At 60.5% G+C, this 20,591-nt stretch carries 12 protein-coding genes and 1 pseudogene; 6 read left to right on the plus strand and 7 right to left on the minus strand.

Translation table 11 applies throughout. The annotated features are described in order from the left end of the window. The first annotated feature begins 527 nt into the window (after nucleotides 1-527). Nucleotides 528-3,911 carry an adenylate/guanylate cyclase domain-containing protein gene (locus CT676_RS23820; RefSeq protein WP_135215530.1) on the plus strand — a complete coding sequence of 1,128 codons (3,384 nt, stop codon included), beginning with the start codon at nucleotides 528-530 and terminating at the stop codon, nucleotides 3,909-3,911. A 253-nt stretch (nucleotides 3,912-4,164) separates the two neighbouring features. Here the strand turns inward: CT676_RS23820 and CT676_RS23830 are convergent, their stop codons facing one another. The 6 genes from CT676_RS23830 to CT676_RS44230 form a co-directional block, all read right to left on the minus strand. Then, nucleotides 4,165-4,863: a VOC family protein gene (locus CT676_RS23830; RefSeq protein ID WP_085402185.1), complete on the minus strand. Its 699-nt coding sequence runs from the start codon at nucleotides 4,861-4,863 to the stop codon at nucleotides 4,165-4,167. Nucleotides 4,864-5,051: 188 nt separating this feature from the next. Beyond that, nucleotides 5,052-7,997 (minus strand): FAD-dependent oxidoreductase, encoded by a 2,946-nt coding sequence (locus CT676_RS23835; RefSeq protein WP_201266197.1) that lies wholly within the window; start codon nucleotides 7,995-7,997, stop codon nucleotides 5,052-5,054. 358 nt (nucleotides 7,998-8,355) lie between these two features. After that, nucleotides 8,356-8,937, minus strand: a complete 582-nt coding sequence (locus CT676_RS23840; protein WP_085402187.1) for a hypothetical protein — start codon at nucleotides 8,935-8,937, stop codon at nucleotides 8,356-8,358. A gap of 121 nt (nucleotides 8,938-9,058) precedes the next feature. Then, entirely contained in the window at nucleotides 9,059-9,967 is a 909-nt protein-coding gene (locus CT676_RS23845) for an encapsulin (RefSeq protein WP_071917688.1), read from the minus strand. A gap of 126 nt (nucleotides 9,968-10,093) precedes the next feature. Continuing rightward, complete coding sequence (locus tag CT676_RS44225; protein WP_161495857.1) at nucleotides 10,094-10,711, minus strand: DUF3237 domain-containing protein; 618 nt, start codon at nucleotides 10,709-10,711, stop codon at nucleotides 10,094-10,096. A gap of 929 nt (nucleotides 10,712-11,640) precedes the next feature. Beyond that, on the minus strand, nucleotides 11,641-14,859 hold the full coding sequence (locus CT676_RS44230; protein ID WP_161495858.1) for a DUF3237 family protein: 3,219 nt from the start codon (nucleotides 14,857-14,859) through the stop codon (nucleotides 11,641-11,643). 163 nt (nucleotides 14,860-15,022) lie between these two features. Between CT676_RS44230 and CT676_RS44235 the strand changes: the two genes are divergently transcribed. From CT676_RS44235 to CT676_RS23875, 5 genes and pseudogenes are all read left to right on the plus strand, one after another. Continuing rightward, entirely contained in the window at nucleotides 15,023-15,190 is a 168-nt protein-coding gene (locus tag CT676_RS44235) for a hypothetical protein (RefSeq protein ID WP_161495859.1), read from the plus strand. A 507-nt stretch (nucleotides 15,191-15,697) separates the two neighbouring features. Further along, nucleotides 15,698-16,100 (plus strand): annotated as a pseudogene (locus CT676_RS23860) (DUF1194 domain-containing protein); the annotation flags it as partial. A gap of 271 nt (nucleotides 16,101-16,371) precedes the next feature. After that, complete coding sequence (locus CT676_RS23865) at nucleotides 16,372-16,926, plus strand: thioredoxin family protein (RefSeq protein WP_085402190.1); 555 nt, start codon at nucleotides 16,372-16,374, stop codon at nucleotides 16,924-16,926. A 663-nt stretch (nucleotides 16,927-17,589) separates the two neighbouring features. After that, a complete protein-coding gene (locus CT676_RS23870) occupies nucleotides 17,590-18,759 on the plus strand; it encodes a saccharopine dehydrogenase NADP-binding domain-containing protein (RefSeq protein WP_135215533.1) in 1,170 nt (389 codons plus the stop codon). A gap of 185 nt (nucleotides 18,760-18,944) precedes the next feature. Beyond that, nucleotides 18,945-20,228 (plus strand): S41 family peptidase, encoded by a 1,284-nt coding sequence (locus tag CT676_RS23875; protein ID WP_085402192.1) that lies wholly within the window; start codon nucleotides 18,945-18,947, stop codon nucleotides 20,226-20,228. A gap of 112 nt (nucleotides 20,229-20,340) precedes the next feature. Here the strand turns inward: CT676_RS23875 and CT676_RS23880 are convergent. Then, nucleotides 20,341-20,591, minus strand: a 251-nt coding sequence (locus CT676_RS23880) for a hypothetical protein (RefSeq protein ID WP_205124610.1), incomplete at its 5' end; no start/stop codon positions are given.

Consider the following 20,591-nt stretch of genomic DNA (forward strand, 5'->3'; position numbering starts at 1 on the left):
AAAATCACTTGCCATCCGCACCGCATCGCCAAGCGCCTCGGCGGATTTGCCTAGTCTAGCGGGCAACATGTTTGCTACTGCGGCGGGTGTGGGCGGACGCAGCTGCGCTCTTGGATCGATGCGGTTGGATCGATGCGGTGTTCATCTGCATCGACTGCGTGAAGCAAGGTCGTCGACTTCCAGAGAACGGTCCGGTGCCCCGAGCGGCAAATCAATTTTGCCGGGGGGCCCGGGCAGGCGATCTTCGCCAGCGCATCGATCAGCAATTCGCTGGTCCGAGGTCCGCGCGGGCACGGATTCGGCAAACTGTCGGAATAGCGCCCGGGCCTGCTCCATGTCGAGCGTCGGTACGTCATGCATTGATTTGTTGGTCCTCTATACCAATCGCTAGCGCACAGGGCGGGCATTCAGGGCTCGATTGGTATCGCGATTCCGCGCCCGTGAGGACGTGCTTTCGCGGTCTTTCTTGTGTAATCTCTTTCTGTAGTCGTCGGGCCAACACTTAGATAGGCGACGCACGGATCACGGTGACCGCGGTGCAACAAATTGCGGACTGGCTCAAAAAGCTCGGCCTGTCCGAGTATGCGCAGAGGTTCGCCGAGAACGACATTGATATGGCCGTTCTCCCCGACTTGACCGACCAACATCTCAAAGACCTTGGCGTTTCGCTCGGCCACCGGTTGAAAATGCTGCATGCGATCCGCGATCTCAGCAACGTCTCGGCTGCCGTAACGGCACCTTCTGCACTCGTGGATATCGAGCCAACTCGGCGAGACGACGCCGAGCGTCGCCAACTGACGGTGATGTTCACCGACCTCGTTGGCTCGACCGCGCTCTCGACCACGCTCGACCCAGAGGATCTGCGTTCGGTAATCGGCGCTTATCATAAGTGCGTCGCGGAGACGGTCGCCCGGTTCGACGGCTTCGTGGCCAGGTACATGGGCGATGGGGTGCTCATCTATTTCGGCTATCCCCACGCTCATGAGGATGATGCCGAGCGTGCCGTCCGCGCAGGACTGGCGATCATCGAGGCGATCGGCAATCTGGGTATCCAGGAGCCGCTCCGGGTGCGTATCGGGGTCGCGACAGGCTTGGTCGTGGTTGGCGATCTCGTTGGTGCCGGCGAGGCCCAGGAACGCGGGGTGGTGGGCGAGACGCCGAACCTGGCGTCTCGTCTGCAGGGGATCGCTGAGCCGAGCACGGTTGTCATCGCCGAAGGCACCCGAAGGCTGCTCGGAAACCTCTTCGAGCTACAAGACCTCCGGCCGCAGGACCTCAAGGGCATCGCCGCGCCAACGCGGGCCTGGGTGGCGTTGCGGGCGAGCTCCGTGGAGAGCCGCTTCGAGGCGCTACACGCGACTGGCCTGACTGCCCTCGTCGGGCGGGAGGAAGAACTCGAATTGCTTCTACAGCGTTGGGCCAGGGCAAAGACAGGTGAAGGCCAGGCGGTCCTGATCGCCGGTGAGGCTGGGATCGGCAAGTCGCGTCTCACTGCCGCGCTTCTGGAACGACTCACCGGAGAGCCGCATACGCGTTTGCGCTATGTCTGCTCGCCGCAGCACACCGACAGCGCGCTATATCCGATCATCGGGCAGATGGAACGTGCCGCCGGGCTGGCGCACGACGATACACTGCACGCGAGGCTCGACAAGCTTGATACCCTGCTCGCTCAGACCTCGACCTCGATCGGGGACGCTTCGCTCTTTGCCGAGATGCTGTCGCTTCCGAATGATGGACGCTATCCCGCCCTCAAATTGACCCCGCAGCAGCACAGGCAGCGAACATTCGAAGCGCTCATCTCACAATTAGAAGCGCTTACACGGCAAAGCCCAGTCTTGATAATCTTTGAGGATGCGCATTGGACCGATCCTACGAGCCTAGAAGCTTTCGGCCGGATCGTGGCCAGGATTGAGACCCTTCGCGCGCTAATGATTGTGATATTCCGCCCGGAATTCGATCCGCCCTGGATCGGGCGGCAGCACGTGACCGCCATGACGATCAATCGGCTGACGAAACACCAAGTCGGCGCCATGATCGACGGCGTAGTCGGCAGCAAGCTGCTGCCGGCGGGCATCAGGCAGGACATCATCGAACGTACCGATGGCGTCCCCCTGTTCGTGGAGGAGATGACGAAGGCAGTGCTGGAGGCGGAGGGCCACGGCGCAGTCGAACGCACGATTGCCGTCATTCCGTCCCCGGCCTGGGCAGTCCCCGCAAGTTTGCACGCCTCATTGATGTCGCGGCTCGACCGGCTCGGCCCCGCCAAAGAAGTGGCACAGATTGGCGCGGCGATCGGCCGGGAGTTTTCGCATGCTCTCCTGGCGGCGGTGGTGCGCGTGCCAGCGGCGGAACTGGGATCAGTGCTGAACCGTCTCATAAAGGCTGGTTTGCTTTTCAGGTTAGGCTCGCCGCCGAATGCAACTTACCTATTCAAGCATGCTTTGGTGCGGGACGCGTCCTATAGCACGTTGCTGCGCCAGCCCCGCCGCGCGCTCCATGCACGCATTGCCGAAGCAATTGAAAGCCAATTCGCCGAAACAGCCGAGAGCCAGCCGGAACGGCTAGCACATCACTGCACTGAGGCCGGGCTGATCGAGAGGGCGGCGGCCTTATGGGGCAAGGCGGGACAGCGGTCGCTAGCGCGTTCAGCGCTAGTAGAGGCGACGGTTCAGCTAATCCGCGCTCTTTCACAGATTGCGACGCTGCCGGGCACACCAGCGCTGCGTGGCGACCAGATCAAACTGGAGGTCGCGCTTGTGAATGCCTTGATGAACACCAAGGGCCACGCGGCCCCTGAGACTATCGCATCTCTCGATCGAGCCCGCGCCTTCATCGAGCAAGCGGAGTCACTCGGAGAGCCCCCTGAAGACCCGTTGCTCCTGTTTTCAGTCCTCTATGGGTTCTGGGTCACGAACTATATAAAGTTCAAAAGCGACGCTCTCCTCGACCTTGCGACAGAGTGCTTGGCGCTTGCCGAGAAGCAGGGAACAATGGTTCCGCTCATGCTTGGGCATCGTATTATGGCTACGTCTCTGACGTGTACGGGCGTCCTTGCAGAAAGTCTGGCACATTACGATCAGGCGATCGCGATCTACGAACCCGCCGAGCATCGTACGCTGGCGGCTCGATTTGGCCAGGACATTAGGGTCGCAGCCCTATCCTATCGGTCCTGGGCTCTATGGCTTCTTGGCTTCCCGGAGGCTGCAGGCAGAGACGCTGAACAGGCGCTCAAGGAAGCGCGCGAGATCGGCCAAGCAGCCACTTTGATGTATGCCCTGTTCCATACATCCTTTACGCATATCTGCTGCGGAAACTATGCGGCAGCAAGCGCCGAAGCTAATGAACTTGTCCCCCTGGCAGACGAGAGAGGTTCATTGTTTTGGGGGTCGCTCGGAATGGTGGTCCAAGGTTGCGTCTTGGCCCTCACTGGGAAGGCCTCAGACGCGGTCCATGTGATCGACTCGGGTATCATCGCACGTCGGTCAACGGCGGCAACAGCGCTAGTGCCATTCTGCTTGTCGTATCTGGCGGGCGCTCATGCTGAACTCGACCACTTCGATGATGCACGGGACTGCATTCGCGAAGCGATGACCCAGGTAGAAACAACCAAGGAAAGTTGGTTTGAGGCCGAGATCAAGCGCATGGCAGGCGAAATCGAGCTATCGTCGCCCAACCCAAACGCAACGAAAGCGGAAGAATATTTCGAACATGCGCTGGCGGTCGCTCGTCAGCAGCAGGCAAAGTCCTGGGAACTGCGTGCGGCTGTGAGCATGGCGCGGCTGTGGTACGATCAGGGCAAACGACAGCAGGCCCACGATATTCTCGCCCCGGTCTATGGTTGGTTCACCGAGGGTTTCGACACGCTGGACTTGAAGGAGGCCAAATCGCTGCTGGAGCAGCTCAAGGCATGAGCGAGAGCAGCGAAACGTCGCGCAATTGATCGCTCGAACAGGCGCGCGCATCGATGCCGCCATGACCGCAACCATCGATTTCAAAGGATCGCCGCGCGATGTCGGCGGATCGAGCTTGGCCGCCAAGCCTCGCAAACCGGCCGCGCTCGTTCGGCGTGATGCCAGTGCAGCGGATCGCGATCAAGGCCAATGCGCCGCCGTCAAAGGCGAGTATGCCGCCACATACCGTGCGTCGCGCCGCCACGAAAATACATCACCGGAATCGCATAGTTCGGAGCAAGTGCGAACCGATTGCTGCCTTTGCGACAGGCCCTATCAGGTGACGAACGGGCCTGGCCTTGCCGTCCCAAGTGGCCGCTGCTTGCGTAACTTTTGCGAACATCTCGCGGATACGGGGCTGGAGCTCGATCAGTTCTACGATCTCGCAACCCCCCGCGATGGAATTGCGCACTGCATTTGCTTTTTCAGGCGCCACCTCTCCAAGACGAATTCGTTCCATCAGAGGACCGGCGCGAGCAGGCAGGGAAAAATAGGTGAAGCGGGCGCCCGAAAAAGACATCATCTGCTGGATCGTCGCGCCACACGCCTTGGTCTGCGCGACGGACCGCTGGTAATCGTGCGGCTCGACGCAAAAACCGCAGTGCTGAAGACCGCTCCTTCCGGCCGCAAGAAAGGCGCGCCAGCTTGACGGCTCATTGTCGAGCGGCTGAATAAGCTCCAGCTGCACCCCGCCGACCTGGCAGAATCCGAACATGATCAGCGGGCGTGAGGGCCTCTCCAGATACTTGTTATCAGTGACCACCACCGGACCAATCGTGAGCCAGGGCCCGATACCCTGGTCTATCCAGCCCTTGATGGCTTGCTCAAGATCGGGCACCACATAGCCGAGCTGATCAGCGCTTTTCTCAAGCAACGGGATGTCCGCATCGATTGGCTTGCTGAGGCGCTCCATACGATTCTCCGGTGCTGCCGAACGTTGTCGCGCAGACGTTCCGCGACAACCTACTATAACCCTGGAAAATTGCAGTAGGACGGCTGTGCCGCGGTCGCGCGCAGATGCAGCTTTCCTGGCGGGACTCAATCAAGGGATCTAAGAGCAATCGGGTTACGATGCCCCCATTCATTCCAACCTGAACCCGATTACGCGTCGCGCTGGGTCAGGAAGTTTATGCAAGTGCGCAGCCATTCGAGGTCTGGACCTGCAGGCACACCGGCGAACGCCGAGTTGTGGAATTCGCGCGCTGCAGCCTCTGCAAATTCGGCTGCCGCTCGCTGCGCCCATGGGATGCTCCCGCCGTCCGCGATGATCTGATGTAGCCTCAGCACTTCGCGCGGCAAACGTCGCTCGCGGGGCCGCGCCAGAAAGGTGCTAATCCACGCACGGTCAGTGGGATTCGCCCGACCCAGGGCGTGCGCGAGCAGAAGCGTCCGTTTGCCTTCCCAGAGATCTCCGTCGATCTCCTTGCCGTAACGCCCAATGTCGCCAACCAGGTTAAGAACATCGTCGGTGATCTGGAAAGCCAGTCCAAGCAGATAGCCAAACCGATCAAATCGACCGAGATTCTGGTCCTCGCCGTTGGCAACGAGTGCACCAATCCGCATGGGGTGAATGAAGCTGTACCAGGCCGTTTTCTTGAGCACGAGCCGCAGATAATCGTCTGTCGTAACTGTGAGATCATTGTCTCGTACCCATCCTAGTTCGTTGGCCTGCCCCTCCAAGGTCTCGACGACCATGTGATCGACTTCGTCGAAGATGCGCAGCGCCGTCACCGGGCCGAGCCGCTCGCCGGTCTTGCGGAAAAGGCGCATAGCGAGTGCGTTCATGGAATCGCCGGTGTTCACGGCAATTGGAATCCCGGCGCGGCGATGCATTGTCGCAACGCCACGCCGCCAGTCGCTACCGTCTTCAATATCGTCGTGCACGAGAAATGCATTGTGCAGCATTTCCAGGCCGGCGGCGGCAGGAAACGCATCCTCCGCGCGGCCGCCCAGCGCTCTCGCGGTCGCGATGCAGAGGGCAGGACGAAGGCCCTTGCCTGACCGGCCCATGAAATCCGTCACGAGCCCATACAGGTGGCGCTGCGGTTCCCACGTCGGTACACCTTCTGTGAGCATATCGGCCAGCATGTCGCGATACCACACCAGGCGGTCCAGAAAGCCGGCCGGGCCTACGATCTCGCCGGCCAATGGCACAGTATCCGCGACCTTGATCAACGCATCCTGCAGGGTGGGCACATCAACCAAGCGGCGCGCCATCGTCGCCGGGTCGACCGCATCAAGCGCGCCGACATCATCCGCGGCGGCACTGTGCGAGTCGAGCGTGTCGGCGACGGCATGGGTGAACGGCGATACCTGCTCGAGCAGGGAGCTCGCCTGCTCCAGCAGCGGCGACGCACCGCGTAAGGCGTGGGCAGCTACCTGCGCGAGTGAAGCGTCCCACGGCAGGCCGGCCTGGTATCGCGCAGCATCGCGCAGCCGCCATGGCAGGAGGATTTCAGGTTCGTGCAGCGGCCACAGCTCACAGCGGCTTCCGTCGAATTTCACGGCGTCAAGCAGGCCATTCACTGCGCGCCGAGCTGCCTCATTGGCTGCCTCCATCGTCGCGAGGTCGGTATGCGTGCGAACGTAGTCCGACGCCAGAAAAAGGTTTGGAATGGCGGTGGTCGCCTCGGGACGCAAGGCCCAGGTTTCGACTTGGTTCACCAGAAGCGGCTCGGAATTCCGTAGCCAGCCCGGGCGTGCGGGATCGTTCTCAATGTTTGCGCTGAGGAACCACGAATGCAAATCCTCATCGCGCAGCACCTCATCACCGGCATCATTGAGCGAGCGCTTGAGTTGATTCCATGTCTCGCGCACCACCTCTTCACGCGAGCACCGCATGGCTGGGCGTCCGTCCGATCCCGGCGCCGTCCAATCAGAAAGATCGACCGAGAGGATGCCGTGCACATCGCTGTCTCGGAACAGCTCAGACGGCACATCACGCCAGAACTGAAGCTGCGAGATGCTCGTGAGCGCCCATTCGGTGTCGATGTGAATCACGTGCCCGTGCGCCGACGGCACCGCGCGGTGCAGATAGAACTGCACGCCGTTCATCCACTCCAGGTTCGGAGCCAGCGCGCGCAGGTTGGCGAGCGTCGGGTCGGCTGCCGCCAGGCGGTCGCTCACCAGGGGGGCGATGTCCTCGAGCGGGAGCGCCGCCACGTAGTGGTCGCCATGCACCATGATGCGCTGGCCGTGCTGGCGAGCGACGACGCCGGTGATCCGTCCGCTCTCGTAAAGGATCTCCTCGACCCGTGCGTTCTTGACGTACCGCACCCCTCTCGATTCGAGATACGCAAGCCACGGGTCGATCCAGACGAGATTCGTCGGCCCATCGAGCACGCGATCAGTCGATCCCGCGATCGGATTCAGGATCGTGAGCACCAGCTGCACAAAGATGTCGCCGATAGTGCGCGCACTGGCCTTGCGCGCTTTGGACGCCACCAGCGAGCGCGTTATGCCGGTGGCGAGGAACTTCTGGTATGACTCCGACCGCTGCTCGGCGCCGACGAACTCCCACCAGCTCGTGCGTTCGTATTCTGCGAGCCGGCGCTGGGGGCACGACGTGAGTATCTGCCAGACGCGCGCACCGAAGAATGCCAGATCGTCGGGTGTGAGGCCGGTGGAGTGTTCGAACAACAGCAGGATGTCCCGCAACGTGGTGCCGGCATCGCGGGGCGAGAGCGGAAAGCCCGCCGGTACGACGAACGGGGGCTCGTCGTATTGCGTGAACTCCAGTCGCGTGGTCGGCACCAGGTGATCCGCCACCTTGCTCCCGTCAAACGACGGTATGCGGCGCATGGTCTCGATTACGTGCTTGTAGAAACCTGGGAAGAATCGAAACCCATGCTCGCCGGGCACCCGATGCTGGATCGAACTCCCAGCGCCATCGGCGACCTGATGTCCGCTGGTGTCCTCGCCCTCGTGGAAGACGGGAATGCTGCGGGCCTTGCCTCCCGCAATATCGCCGCTCTCGAGCACCACGACATCAAAGCCGCGCTCGACCAACTCGTGCGCGGCACTCATGCCGGCGACACCGCCGCCCAAGACGATAACCTTAGTAGGCATGCTTCACCGAGCCATGACCACTTAGTCCGACTTTTAGCCAGCTTTGGAGGCGTCACCGAGCGCGCGGGACGCGATACATCGGATCATTTTCGACGATCTCACGAGCACTTTCAAGCATGAGCTTCATTGCCCAAAGTTGCCAAACGTACGCCAGCGGCCATCTGTATTTGACCAAGTAGAAAAGCTCGAAGCGATCCGTATTAGGAATTGGGCGTAGCTGTGCGATCAGATCTGAACTACGGCGTTCAACTATCACATAAGCGCCGCTTCGCTGCGATTTTCGTGCCTAAATCTCGTTACGGCATCACGCGGGAAACCGCCGATGCACATTTTTTGATTACGCCGTCGGTGAGTTTGCTGATTTGGCCTTAACGCTTTCTTCGTAGGAGTTGCTCTTCTGGCTGACGGAATTTTCTTCTTCTTGCTGACGGAATTTTTTTTGCGAAGCGGCATCGCGCAGTACGAGATAGAGTCCCTGCGCGTTTGCTTTCACATCATATGCGAGGGTAATGATTTTCCCCCAGCGTTCGTTAATTAAGTCAATGACAACCAATAGACCTTCACCGAGGTCGGTCGGCGCCTGCACAGTTATTTTTTGGTTTTTCAGTGTCACGTCCTTTAGCGTGATCTCATCGACCACATTGATCTTCACTCTTTTGGTTTGCACAATTATCTGCAGGGCGTCTTTCTCCGTCATCGCACGGACAGATCTCAAAACTTCAGTGCCTATTTCGATTGGCGCTACCACGCCTTTTTTTTCTTTTACGTCCAGCTCTGCCATACGCGCCTTAATGGTAGCCAGTTCTTTGCCTGCCTCAGGCGCACCTTCCACCTTGGCCCATAGCGCATCCAGCTTCATTTGCTGGGCCGCTACCAGCTCGCGCAAGTCCGCCAGGTTCTTTTCCGTAGCTTTATCCATTGAGATCTCTCCAATTGGTTTCGAGATTCCCGTCTTTGTTCACTGAGACAATGACCCATGGACCGCCACCTTAGCCCCGAGACATTTGTCCGCACACGCCGCGATCGCCGGATGTCAATCGCTACGGTCCCCTCAGCGGTATGATCGCTTCGGATTCCTTGATGCGGAGCGCCATCTTCTCGCACACACGGAAGACGAAATTTGGATCGGCTGTGACTTGCAGGAACTGGACACATACGTCTGTGGCGATGACTAGCTCGACTGGCTCGCCGCCAAGTGCCACTACCACGCCGGACCCAACGCCGACAGCGACGTCAAGCGTGGATGAGCGGAGCAGCGGACCGCCGCCCAGAAACGGGAGGATGCGATCTTGCGGCAATACAAGAAGCGCCGTTGGAGTCTGAGCGACAAGAAACAGATTCTGGTCAAGCACCACCGCGAACGGTCCGAAATGGCCCTGCTCTTCCAGGCGGCCAATGGCGCCGGCTATCGCGCCCACCAGGTCCAGGCGCGGCGGCAGCCATGGAATACTAACAACCTGCTGCGCCGGTAGGTTTCTCCAAAGTCCAGGGCTTACCTGCCCGCCGGTGATTTCCCAGACCCTATTTGGGAACGCAGGGCCGACATCTATAGGGGGGGCAACCCTATTCTGTCCCGGGAATGCTGCGTTGTATGCTACGTCTTGCCCTAATCCCCTGAAGACGACGGCGTCCTCAAGGCGAGCCAGTACGTTGGCAGCGCGCCGAAATAAGGCCAGCACGCTGGTCATCTCCGGATCGGCCATCTGCGCACCGCGCACGGTCACCCTTACCTGTAACGTCGCCAACTGGATGACATCCCTGTCCTGAATAGCTATCGCATTCGGCGAGATAAGTTCCTTCCTCACGAAGTCGGTATCCCCGGGCAGCGGTCCAAGCAACGGAAGGAACGTCGCCGCAATCCGTGCGCGGCTAGCTTCCTCTTGAACGGCTTTGTTGACGCGAGCCCACTGCTCGTCGGTCCAAGGCACTTGCGGATTATCGGTTGTCATCTCAGAGGCCCCCCTAATTAGATACATCGGGAACGAGATGTCGTTTGTGCTTGCGCACGAACGCAAATATCTTGAGCTCAAAACACCGTCGGCGCGCACTCCACGAGTGCGGCTTCGAATGAGTCTTCAGTCTACATGTTTTGCTGCCCCCGCCGTTACGACGTATATGTCGTACGAGGCGCGAAGCGTCTTCATGTCCACTCTGCCAACGCCAATACACTGGGCGCGGTTGAGCCAAGCGAGTTCTTTGTCAGCGGTCGCGTAGGTTGGAGCAAGAACGAACGGCGGCAGTATACCGAAATCTCCGCGGATGGCACGTGCGTAGCCGTCCGCACCCAGGTCAAGGATGCCATCATACAAGCAGTCGATCCGCGCGCCAGACAGCGTCTGCAGACACTCCGTCACGTTGACTATTCCAACACCATCCTTGCGGATGCGCAGCCAGTTGACCCCGCCGGGCCGGACGATCCCCTCGAAGCGCGGCCCAACGAAGCGTCCTTCCGTGACGTGCAAGTTGATCCGCAGTCCATCCGGCACAACGCCTATTACCTCCGTACGGATGGCCACCGTGCCGGCCCAGAGGAACGTGGTATCCCAGTCCCAGCGGAGCTCGCCTGCAGGTAGAGCAGCGGTCTCGACCGGTGCCGCTCCGCAGCCCACCTGATACCGGGGACATTCGGCGGACTCCCGTAGGCGCGGAGAGATCGGCTGGCCGGCAAAGCCAAGCACCGGCAGAAACTCCACCGTTCCGCCGGATTGGCCCGGCAGGAGCGCCCGGAATAGCCGACCGTTCGCACCGTGGACGCGCGGCGCGGATTGCCCGATTGCCTGGCGGACCGGGCCTCCGTTCACCCGGTACTCCACCGTGACGGCGTGACCCGGCCGCACTGGAGAGACCGCTACCGTCACAGATGCCGGGGTTCCCGGAGAAATCACCGCGGGGGGCACGGGCGTATCCGCCTCGCCCCATCGCAACTCCGAGCCGTCCCAAGCGCGCTGCATCGAAGGCATGCATGCTGCCGTAGCTGGAGCTTCATCCGTTTGCAGCGTCAAAGAAGGCGCCGGAAGAAACCGGTCACACGCCGGAATAGGTAAGGGCTTTGCCGCAGCTTCCGCGAAAACGCACGGCCGTCTATTGACGAATCCGCGCGACGGGGAATTCATCGGACGCTCCGCGGCGTGAGATCGAGGCCCCGGCGCACCCGCCATGCTTCGTCTTCCTCGGCGAGGATTTCGAGTGCGCGCGCAATGAGATCGCCGGGATTGGTCACCATGGGGGGTGTCCAAGCCGCCGCCTGCCGCACCGAGGGGTCTCCCAAGCGCGCAGCGCTTTGGCGTGCTGATCGAAGCGCGTCAAAAGGTTGTCGAAGAAGGCCGCGCTTTTGGGCCGCCCCGGTCTGGACGCCAGCCGCATCGGCAAGTCCCGGTAAACGCGACAGCGGCGACGCCCCCGGAGGAGAGAGCCCCGAGTCTTCGACCGCGCTTTTCGATCCATAGCATTTGCCTTGCATTTGCTCGACCGACTTCGGATCCTGGTTCTGTCTAATAGACTACATTGTATTGCGTGTACAGGACAGGGGCTGCTGCCGGTAGTTGGGCGACTGGCGGATCTCAACACGCCGGCGCCAGCCCACTTAGGGCGACGAAAAACCGCTTGCCAGCGGCGCGATACCCTATCGCAAGGCGGATCTGTAGAACCCGATATCGTCTTGGATCACCGCGTCCAGTCCGACTGGTACGCGAGCAGGATTCGCCAGATCAAGCTTCCGAAACGCGATCTTGTCGCGCCAGACCTTTCGCAAAAAATCCTCAAATACGAGAATTGTCAGTCGTTCACCCGCACATCGTCGGTATCCAAAGCCGAACGGAGCAAAGCCGGCATAGTCACAAACCGGATAGCTTCGTTCGTCCGCAACGACAAATAACGTGCCGAAGCCGCTATTTGTAATACGGGCGTTTCGTCCGTCCTTGATCTTGAAACTGGTGATGTCAAAGGGACACCGTGCCAGGCCGATCTGCCGACATTTGTCATCGTTGATCTGCGCGCTGGTCGGGACGCGGAGATATCGTTGCGGATCGAACGTATTCGGATCCGTCCAGTGAACCGGATCCAGGCTGGTGCTGGCATGCGGTGTGGATACATAGCTGTCCCTTTCAAACGGCATGTCGAGCTTTTGCTGCGGAGCCTCCCCGCGGACGCTTGATCTCGCATCATGGATGGCGGAGACGCTGCCACCGTTCGGCGAAATCACGCGAAACAATTCCATTACGAATAGCTCAAGTGGCGAGAAAGACGCACCTCCGGCAGTGTCGAAATTTCCGCCCATTGTCTTCTGAAATGATGCTCGCACGGCCTGGTCGCCGCGGTCTTCCGACAGGAGCGACATGACCCGGAAAATCGCATTGCCCCATTGGCTTAGCGCGACGAAATCGTGGAGGCACTCAATGACCATGTCCTTCTTGCTGAAATGACCGCCGTCCTGGGCATTCTTCAGCCAATGCCAGGCCATGGTTCTCTCGGGATTTTTGATTTTGCCCGATTGGATATCGCTGATGCGTTTGCCGATCCACGATTTGAGAAAATCCTGAAGCTCACGAACCTTCATATAGTTTTGGTAGGTAACTGGCAGCAACGGATCCCGATAGGCAAAGACCGTATTGAACGCCTTTCCTATTTCACGAACCTCACGGGGAATATCGCTGCCAACAAGTCCAAGGTGAAGGTCCCAATAGAGGTCGAAATAGTGGTCGAGGTAGTGCTGCATGAATGGCCTGTCAGCAAATTTCTGATCTAAGAGCTTGTCAAAAAAAGCTGTAACTTTGGCGCGGTACATCGGCTTATAGAGATCGGGCGTCACCGCCGAAAAATAAATTCGCTTGCGAAGATTATTCTCACCCCGCTTCTCGAGACCTTGCAGGAAAACCATCACGCCCTCCTCAGGGGTCGGTTTCCAGTCACGATAGATGAGACCAAAACGATCACGAGGGAGTGCATTCTCCTTACTGAAATTAAGGTCAATCATTGGCAACAGGGGCCGCTCCCCTTCGTAAACGTTCGTCAGGAAGAACGGTATGACGACTTTCTCGACGTAGATCGGATCGAAATTGGCAGGAATCGCGGCGCGAAAACGTTCAACCGCGGTGATGATCTGCTCCGGTATCGGTGACTGTGCTGCAGCGCTGGACGCCTCTTGTGCTCGCTCCCCCACCCGCACCACGTACATGTCGAACTGCGCGCGAAGCGCGCTCATGTCCACCTTCCCCACACCGATGCACTGGACGCGGTTGAGCCATTCGAGCCTCGGATCCGCAGTCTCATATGTCGGTGTGACCACGGCGGAGATTTGCTGGTCATACTCACCGCGCAGCGCCCGAGCGTAGCCGTCGGGACCAAAATCGGCGACCCCGCCGTAGGCGCCGTACACGCGAACGCGGTCCCGCGTCTCGAAACACGCCCGGACGTTGACGATCGCAATTCCATCCGGGCGGATATGCATCCAGTCCGCCGCCCCGGGTAACACGACGGCATCGTGACCCGGCCCAACGAAGGTCCCTTCCGTGATGTGCCAATTGACCCGGAGGCCGTCGGACATTGGGCCGACCAATTCTTTGCGGAGCACCACCTTCAATGATCCGAGGAAGCTCGTATTCCAAGCCAAGCGGAATGGGGCAGAGGCGGCCTCTTCGGATGCCCCCCAACGAAGGCGCGAGCCGGCGTTTGCCATTCCCTCGCATGCAGCCGAACTGTCGCGGGCGCAACGCGGGGTCTGATCCGCCAGGCCGGTGATCACCCCCCTCACCTTGGGAAAAAAACCCAGCACTTTGGGCGTGAAGCCCCATGCGAGAAGGGTCCGACCTTCTTCCGAGCTCCGGTCGAAGTGCAAAGATCCTGGCATCACCGGCTGCAGCCGAGGGGCGACATCGCTTCGCCACTGCCAGCAAACGACCGGCCCCTGCCCGATGCGCGCGACCGCCGGGTAGACGCATTCGGCACCGCGCGGAAGCGCCTGCAGCGTGACGCCGGCTGTTTTGGCCGCCTGAGCTACCACTGACTCGTATGCCGTCGGATCCCCGGTAAGCGCCAGGTCTCCCTGGACGACGCCACGTCTGTGCTGGTCTTTGATCGACAAGTGAAGCCGGCGACCGATGCACGCCATATCGATGGTCCCGGGCCGCTTGTCGGTACCCATGCGCTCGCGGCCGACGTCGATCGCAACCTGGGTCGTATCGAGCAGTCGGAACATGTACATCCGCGCTTTGTTCTCATACACCGCTGTTGCGGGATCGAACGATCCATCAAGCATCACAAGCACGCTCGATGCGCCGTTGGAGGCCGCCTTCAGGGACGCCTGGCTTTCGGGAGCGTTGTCCGCCACGGCAGCAACCACTATGAACATGGCGGCATACGGCCGGATCGAGGTGTCGGTGAACTTATTCGACCAGAGCTGTGCGACAGCCGCGTGCCTGCCGTCCGCGTACTTCAAGGTTATCGGCCTGTAGCCACTGCCGGCCAATGCGGCATTCACGAGAGGTACATTGGAGCACTCGCCGTAGAGGTGCACCATTTGACCGTTATAATACTGAAGCTCATTCGGCACGACTGCGCCGCTGGCGGTCGTATAGGTCTTGCCCGTGATGATGTACTTGTCGAAGAGTGGTTCGTACCGCTCATTATCGACATCGGACGGTGGCGGCACGAACGCGTCCAAAGTCAACTTGCTCTTCGCTTCTCGGGACAGTTGCTGCTCGAAGGTGCGAAGGACTTCTTGAACGTCCTCTTTGCTATGAGGAATCTGCAAGAGTCGAATGACATCCGAATTTCCGAGCTCGCCGGCTGCGGCGAGCCGAGTGGCCTCGCGGATCATTCCGCTGCTACGAATCGCTGTGCCCACGCTGGTCTCCCTTGAATAGAATGAACCGCGCCAGGAGCCGCGCCGCTTTGTCCGTTCGAACCATTATTCCTGAGCGCGAATGTCGGAATTTATAATATCCTGCTGGTCCTTGCGAATGCCACACTTATCCACCTCCTGGAAGTGATCCGACTTGAGGTATGTGTTGGGCCTCAAGGAGGACTACAAACGGCAAAAACGCTACATGCCCGAAGAGATCGTCGCGAAGCCTGCGGTAGGTCGAATGTCCTGGTCTCGCAGGGCAAAACATGTCCAGGCGATCGGCCAGATCGGCGTGGGCCCTTTCGTCGGCGAGGAATTTCTGGAGGTGTAAACAGCACGCCGCCAGCGCCAACAGAAAGCCTAGCCCGCAAGTCCGCGCGGGCGGTGGCTTGCATTAGCGGCACATGAGGTCGCGGCCGCGCGCGAAGTATCGAACAACTGCCGATCGAGGGTCATTGCATCGGTCAGGGACCCCAATGGTGTGCTCGAAAAGTTGCTGTTGCCGCTCGATGCCCAGCGAAGAACGGTGGCCGGAAAGCCGCCATTTTGCGTTTGAGAAGTTCTTCGCGTGAAGGGTTCGGAAGTTGTGCCTGCCGTAAATCACATCCGGCCATATTGATGGTGCAGTCCGCCCAAGATCGGGCGGCAGACGACATTCCCGGCCCACTCAACGCCGCGAGGGACTGGGGCATCCTTGTTCAATGACAAATGAGTGCGCGTGCCGTTGGAGCTTGCTCGCTACGCAATCGTCAGGTGGATCGATCAGACGGGTCGCAGCGATGTGCTCGTTTTTGGCCCGGCTGGGAATGGGACGGTGCGAGGGACGGAAATCGGCGATCTGTTCGAAGAGAATCCGTATCGCGGGTTGCGGCGCGTCATCGACATTTCCGGCGATGGGTCGAACAACGACGGAGCCCCCCGTAACCGGCGCGCGCGACGCTGCCCTGGAGAAAGGCATCATCATCAACGGCCTCCCGATCATGATGAAGGAGCCATCCCTCTCGACGACCGATATCGAGAACCTCGATCTCTATTACGAGGACTGCGTGATCGGAGGGCCGGGCGCCTTCATCATGACGATCAAAGATCGCGAAAAATTCCAGGCAGCGATCCGGACCAAGCTTGTTCGCGAAGTTGCGGGCCTCACGCCAGAGAGCGGGATCGTCCCAGCCGCCGAGAAAGAGCCCCGGGTGCCCTGTCTGATCGGCGAAAAAAAATCGCAGGAGCGCGGCCGGAGGTGAGTGTCGAGACGATCATTCAGAGCCGCCGGGCGAACAAACTTTAGACAGCAGTTTATCATGGTCGCAGCCCCACGCGTCGGGACATTGGAGCTGCTAACGTCCGTTCGTGGCCTACACCGACGAAATCCCGCGCTCGTCCCAATGACGGCTGTTAAGGGGCGACCGGAAATGGCTAACATATGGCCAAAACAACGCGACTGGCGAGTAGGCTTTGGAAACTGTGCCCCAGCAGGCCGTAGTCAGCATATATTTGGGCACAAGGAGGTGCGAAATGGCGACAGCAGCTACCCAAGTCGTTCTTGATACGCCGGCGCCCGTGTTCCAGCTTCCGGCCACCGACGGCAAGATTTACGCACTGGACGACGTTGCCGGCGAAAAAGGCACGGTCGTCGTCTTCATCTGCAACCATTGTCCCTATGTCAAAGCGGTGATCGACCGCATGGTTTCGGACGCCCGCGTGCTGATGTCGGGGAGCATAGGCTTTGCGGCGGTTTGCTCGAACGATGCGGCGAACTATCCCGAAGACTCATTTGAGAATATGAAGCGTTTCGCGAAGGCTCATGATTTCCCGTTTCCATATCTCCACGACGAGACCCAGACAGTCGCTCGGGCGTATGGGGCGGTCTGTACGCCGGACTTCTTCGGTTACAATGCCGACCGCAAGCTCAAGTATCGCGGCCGGCTCGACGATGGGCGTGCAACTCCGCCTCGCGCGGGGGCGCCCCGAGAGCTTGTCGAGGCCATGCGCGCGATTGCGACCACCGGTCTTGCGCCGGCTGACCAAAAGGCGTCTATTGGCTGCTCGATCAAATGGAAGGACGAATGAAGCCGATCCCTGTCAACAGGTTTCGTATCTGAGACCGCCGCGTACGGCAGCATTTGCTGCACATGTGCGATTTGACTAGCGGCATCACGAGGACCCTGCGGCTGCTGCCGGAGTCGCGTTCGCCCCTTCTCCTTCAGGTCTGCTTCCGGGGCAACACGAGGCTTCGGCTCCTGCAATCCGACCCGTCAGTGCTGCGTCGCTTTTGCGACACCGATCGACTCCTGTCGAGCGCTTGGACCAGATTTGCTCACCCTGAGTTCTTCCGGTGTTGGCCCGTTTGGGGCACGCCAACCGGCCCGGAAACTGTCCGCTTGTCGAGGGGAAGACGGGAAGTGGCTCGCCCGCGGTCAAAATGGCGTGTTGACTCCAACCGGTCGTTGCGCACCCCAAGACAGGAACTGTGGTATCCTCCGTCAAATGCGATGGGACGGTTCAACGAAAGCGGCTGCCCCCTCTAGTGGCACTTGCTGCGCGTCCTCGTGTCCTCGCCGGGCTCCGGGACAGCACAAAATGGCCTGGCATCCCCACCTCTTAGGCGCCTGCTCGGCCCGCGCCGACGAGGTGATCGAATGAGCGCGCTAGGCAAGCTGGTGCGATCCTGCCGGCGGAAGACCGGTCCGAGTAAGGGGTAACGCCCTCCCGGGTTCGAGGAGGACCAGCGTCGTGAAGCGGGACTTCGACCTCATCGTCTATGGCGCGACGGGTTACACCGGCCGTCTCGTCGCCGAATATCTGACGACGTCCTATCGCGGCGACGATGCTCCGTCCTGGGCGATCGCGGGACGCTCGACCGACAAGCTCCAGAAAGTGCGTGCCGACATCGGCGCACCAGACGATTTGACTTTGGTGAAGGCGGATGCCGCCGAGCCGGCCAGCCTGCGTTCGATGTGCGAGCGTGCGGCCGTGATTATCACGACGGTCGGGCCTTATCAGCTTTACGGCCCCGAGCTTGTGGCGGCCTGCGCGGCCACCGGCACTGGCTATGTCGATCTGTGCGGCGAACCGGCGTGGATGCGGCGCATGATCGACGCCCATCACGAAGAGGCGAAACGGACCGGCGCGCGCATCGTCTTCTCCTGCGGCTTCGATTCCATCCCGTTCGATCTCGGCGTGCTCACGTTGCAGGAGAAGGCGCGCGAGAAATTCGGACGCCCGGCGCGGCGGGTTAAAGCCCGCCTGCGCAAGGTGAAAGGCGGCATGTCGGGCGGCACCGCAGCGAGCGCCCAGGCGACGTTGGCGGCCGCGGCGCGCGACCCGGCCCTGATCCGGCTGCTGACCGATCCCTTCGCGCTGACACCCGGGTTCACCGGGCCGTCTCAGCCGTCCGGCCTTATCCCCGAATACGACCCGAGCATGAACGTGTGGCTCGTGCCGTTTCCCATGGCGCCGGTCAACACCAAGAACGTACACCGCACGAATTTCCTGTTGGGTCATCCCTACGGCACGGACTTCGTTTACGACGAGATGATGGTCGCGCCCGGATTTGGGGAAATCGGTCGCGTGACGACGGAGACCTTCGCCACCATATTTTCCCTGCTCGGGACCGGCGGTCTCAAACCCGGTGCAGGCCCGACTCGGGAAGAGCGCGCGAAGGGCTTCTACGACATCCTCCTCCTGGGCGAGCTGCCGGATGGCCGACGGGTCGAGGCGGTCGTCACGGGCGACCGCGATCCGGGCTACGGCTCGACCAGCAAGATGATCGCCGAGAGCGCTCTCTGCCTCGTGCGCGACGTGCAGGGCGAGGGCGGCACCTGGACGCCGGGCGCGCTGATGGGTCCGGCGTTGCGCAAGCGTCTAAGGGAGCGCGCCGGCCTCACCTTCAACGCGCGTTGAGGTAACGCTCGGAACTGCAGCGGCGTGCTGGACTACGTGGATCGTAACCAACGAAAAGCGCGGATTGGCGTGCGCGGCCTCAAATCCGGTTCAATGGCCGCTTTCGGCCCGTTTGAGACATTCCCCCTGGCTCTGAGAATGTCCGATTATCGAGACAGCGACGAGCTCCATCGCAAGGTTGCACGATGAAGAAGGTAATCAACTCAGGACTGTCGCGCCGCCACTTTTTGCGGCTCACGTCAGTGGCCGCGGCGTCAGCTCTGACTCCAACGGTGTTGTGGGCCGAGCAGCAACAAGCAGCGGATTCGGCCACATCCCAGGCCGTGCCCGCACGCATCGCCACGTTCGAGGAGGTATGGCGGACCGTGCGAGATCGTTTTTACGATCCGCACCTAGACGGGCTCGATTGGTCTGCCGTCCGGGAACGTTACTTGCCGGACGCCACGCGGGCGAGTTCCGAAGAGGCGCTGGCCGGCGTCATTAATAGCATGCTCTCTGAGCTGCATGCTTCGCACACCCGCTACTACACACCGTACGAACCAGAGTACTACCAGCTTTCTGATATCTTTGCTGGTGCGTTAAGGCGGCGCGGACTGGAACGTGTTTTTCCGAATGGCCGTATCTCCTATCCCGGCATTGGCATCCTCTCGCGTCTCGACACGCAGGGTCGCAACATGATCACCGGTGTTATAGAAGGCACGCCAGCCCAACAAGCCGGCCTGCTCGCTGGCGATGCGATCGTCTTCGCCGATGGTGCACCGTTTGAGCCGGTACAGTCATTCCGTGGCAAGGTCGGCAAGGAAGTTGTGCTGGGGCTGCGTCGTGCCGGCGCGTTTATGCAAATATCGGTTACTCCGGTCGAAATTGAGCCCAACAAGATGTTCTTGGACGGCTTGAAGGCCAGCGCCCGTATAATACCGGCCAACGGCCGAAGCATCGGCTATGTTCATGTCTGGTGCTACGCCGGCTCCGTGTATCAGCGGACGCTCGAGCATCTTCTATCGCAGAGTCCCCTGAACGGCGCCGACGCACTGATCTGGGACTTGCGCGATGGCTGGGGCGGCGCGATCCCCGGATATCTTGATTTGTTCAACACGCGAGCGCCGACGATACAGGTCACTGATCGCAATGGCGCCAGCGAACTCGAGAACGTGAAGTGGCGCAAGCCTGTCGCCATGCTTGTCAACGGTGGCACCCGCAGCGGCAAGGAAATCCTTGCCTATGGCTTCAAGAAATATCGGCTTGGCGAGGTCATCGGTAGCCGGACCGAGGGAGCTGTCCTCGCTGCGACGGCATTTCTCATTGATGGCGGCTTGCTGTTGCTTGCGGTCGGGGACGTGCAGGTCGACGGCGAGCGGCTGGAAGGCGTTGGCGTCGCACCCACGATCGAGGTCCAAGCCGAGCCGGGCTCCACGGGTCTAGATGATCCTCAACTCAATCGTGCAATCGCAGTCCTATCCGTGGCCTGATCCTCGGGAGGCAGCTAAGAGATCCATTCCTGACTAGGTCCGGTTTGCGCGCCAAAAGCTGCCCTCCCTGCCAAGTCGCAGTTTGACCCAGAACGGTCGTTAGGCACGCAGTTCATTCGATCACCTTCTGCGGGCGCAGACCACCGTCAAGGCCGAGCATCACCGTCTTGTCGAGGAACCTTGCCGCCGGATCTGTGTTGTCGATCGCAACGCGCGACGCCAATGGCCAGGACCGCGTGAGCTCGGCTAGCGCAGCGTACTTTTGAAGACGACCGCACAAACAAAAACGCCGCCTCGGTTTCCGGAAGCGGCGTTCTTTGTATTCGAACATCGAAAGAGGAAGATTTCTTGTCCTTGGCAGGC

Origin of the sequence: Bradyrhizobium sp. MOS001, assembly GCF_004634465.1 — a bacterium.
GTDB lineage: Bacteria > Pseudomonadota > Alphaproteobacteria > Rhizobiales > Xanthobacteraceae > Bradyrhizobium > Bradyrhizobium barranii.

Excerpts from the sequence above, each read along its gene's own strand:
- CT676_RS23830 (WP_085402185.1), bottom strand. The coding sequence starts at position 4,863 with ATGGAGCGCCTCAGCAAGCCAATCGATGCGGACATCCCGTTGCTTGAG.
- CT676_RS23840 (WP_085402187.1), bottom strand. The coding sequence starts at position 8,937 with ATGGATAAAGCTACGGAAAAGAACCTGGCGGACTTGCGCGAGCTGGTA.
- CT676_RS23845 (WP_071917688.1), bottom strand. The coding sequence starts at position 9,967 with ATGACAACCGATAATCCGCAAGTGCCTTGGACCGACGAGCAGTGGGCT.
- CT676_RS23865 (WP_085402190.1), top strand. The coding sequence starts at position 16,372 with ATGGCGACAGCAGCTACCCAAGTCGTTCTTGATACGCCGGCGCCCGTG.
- CT676_RS23875 (WP_085402192.1), top strand. The coding sequence starts at position 18,945 with ATGAAGAAGGTAATCAACTCAGGACTGTCGCGCCGCCACTTTTTGCGG.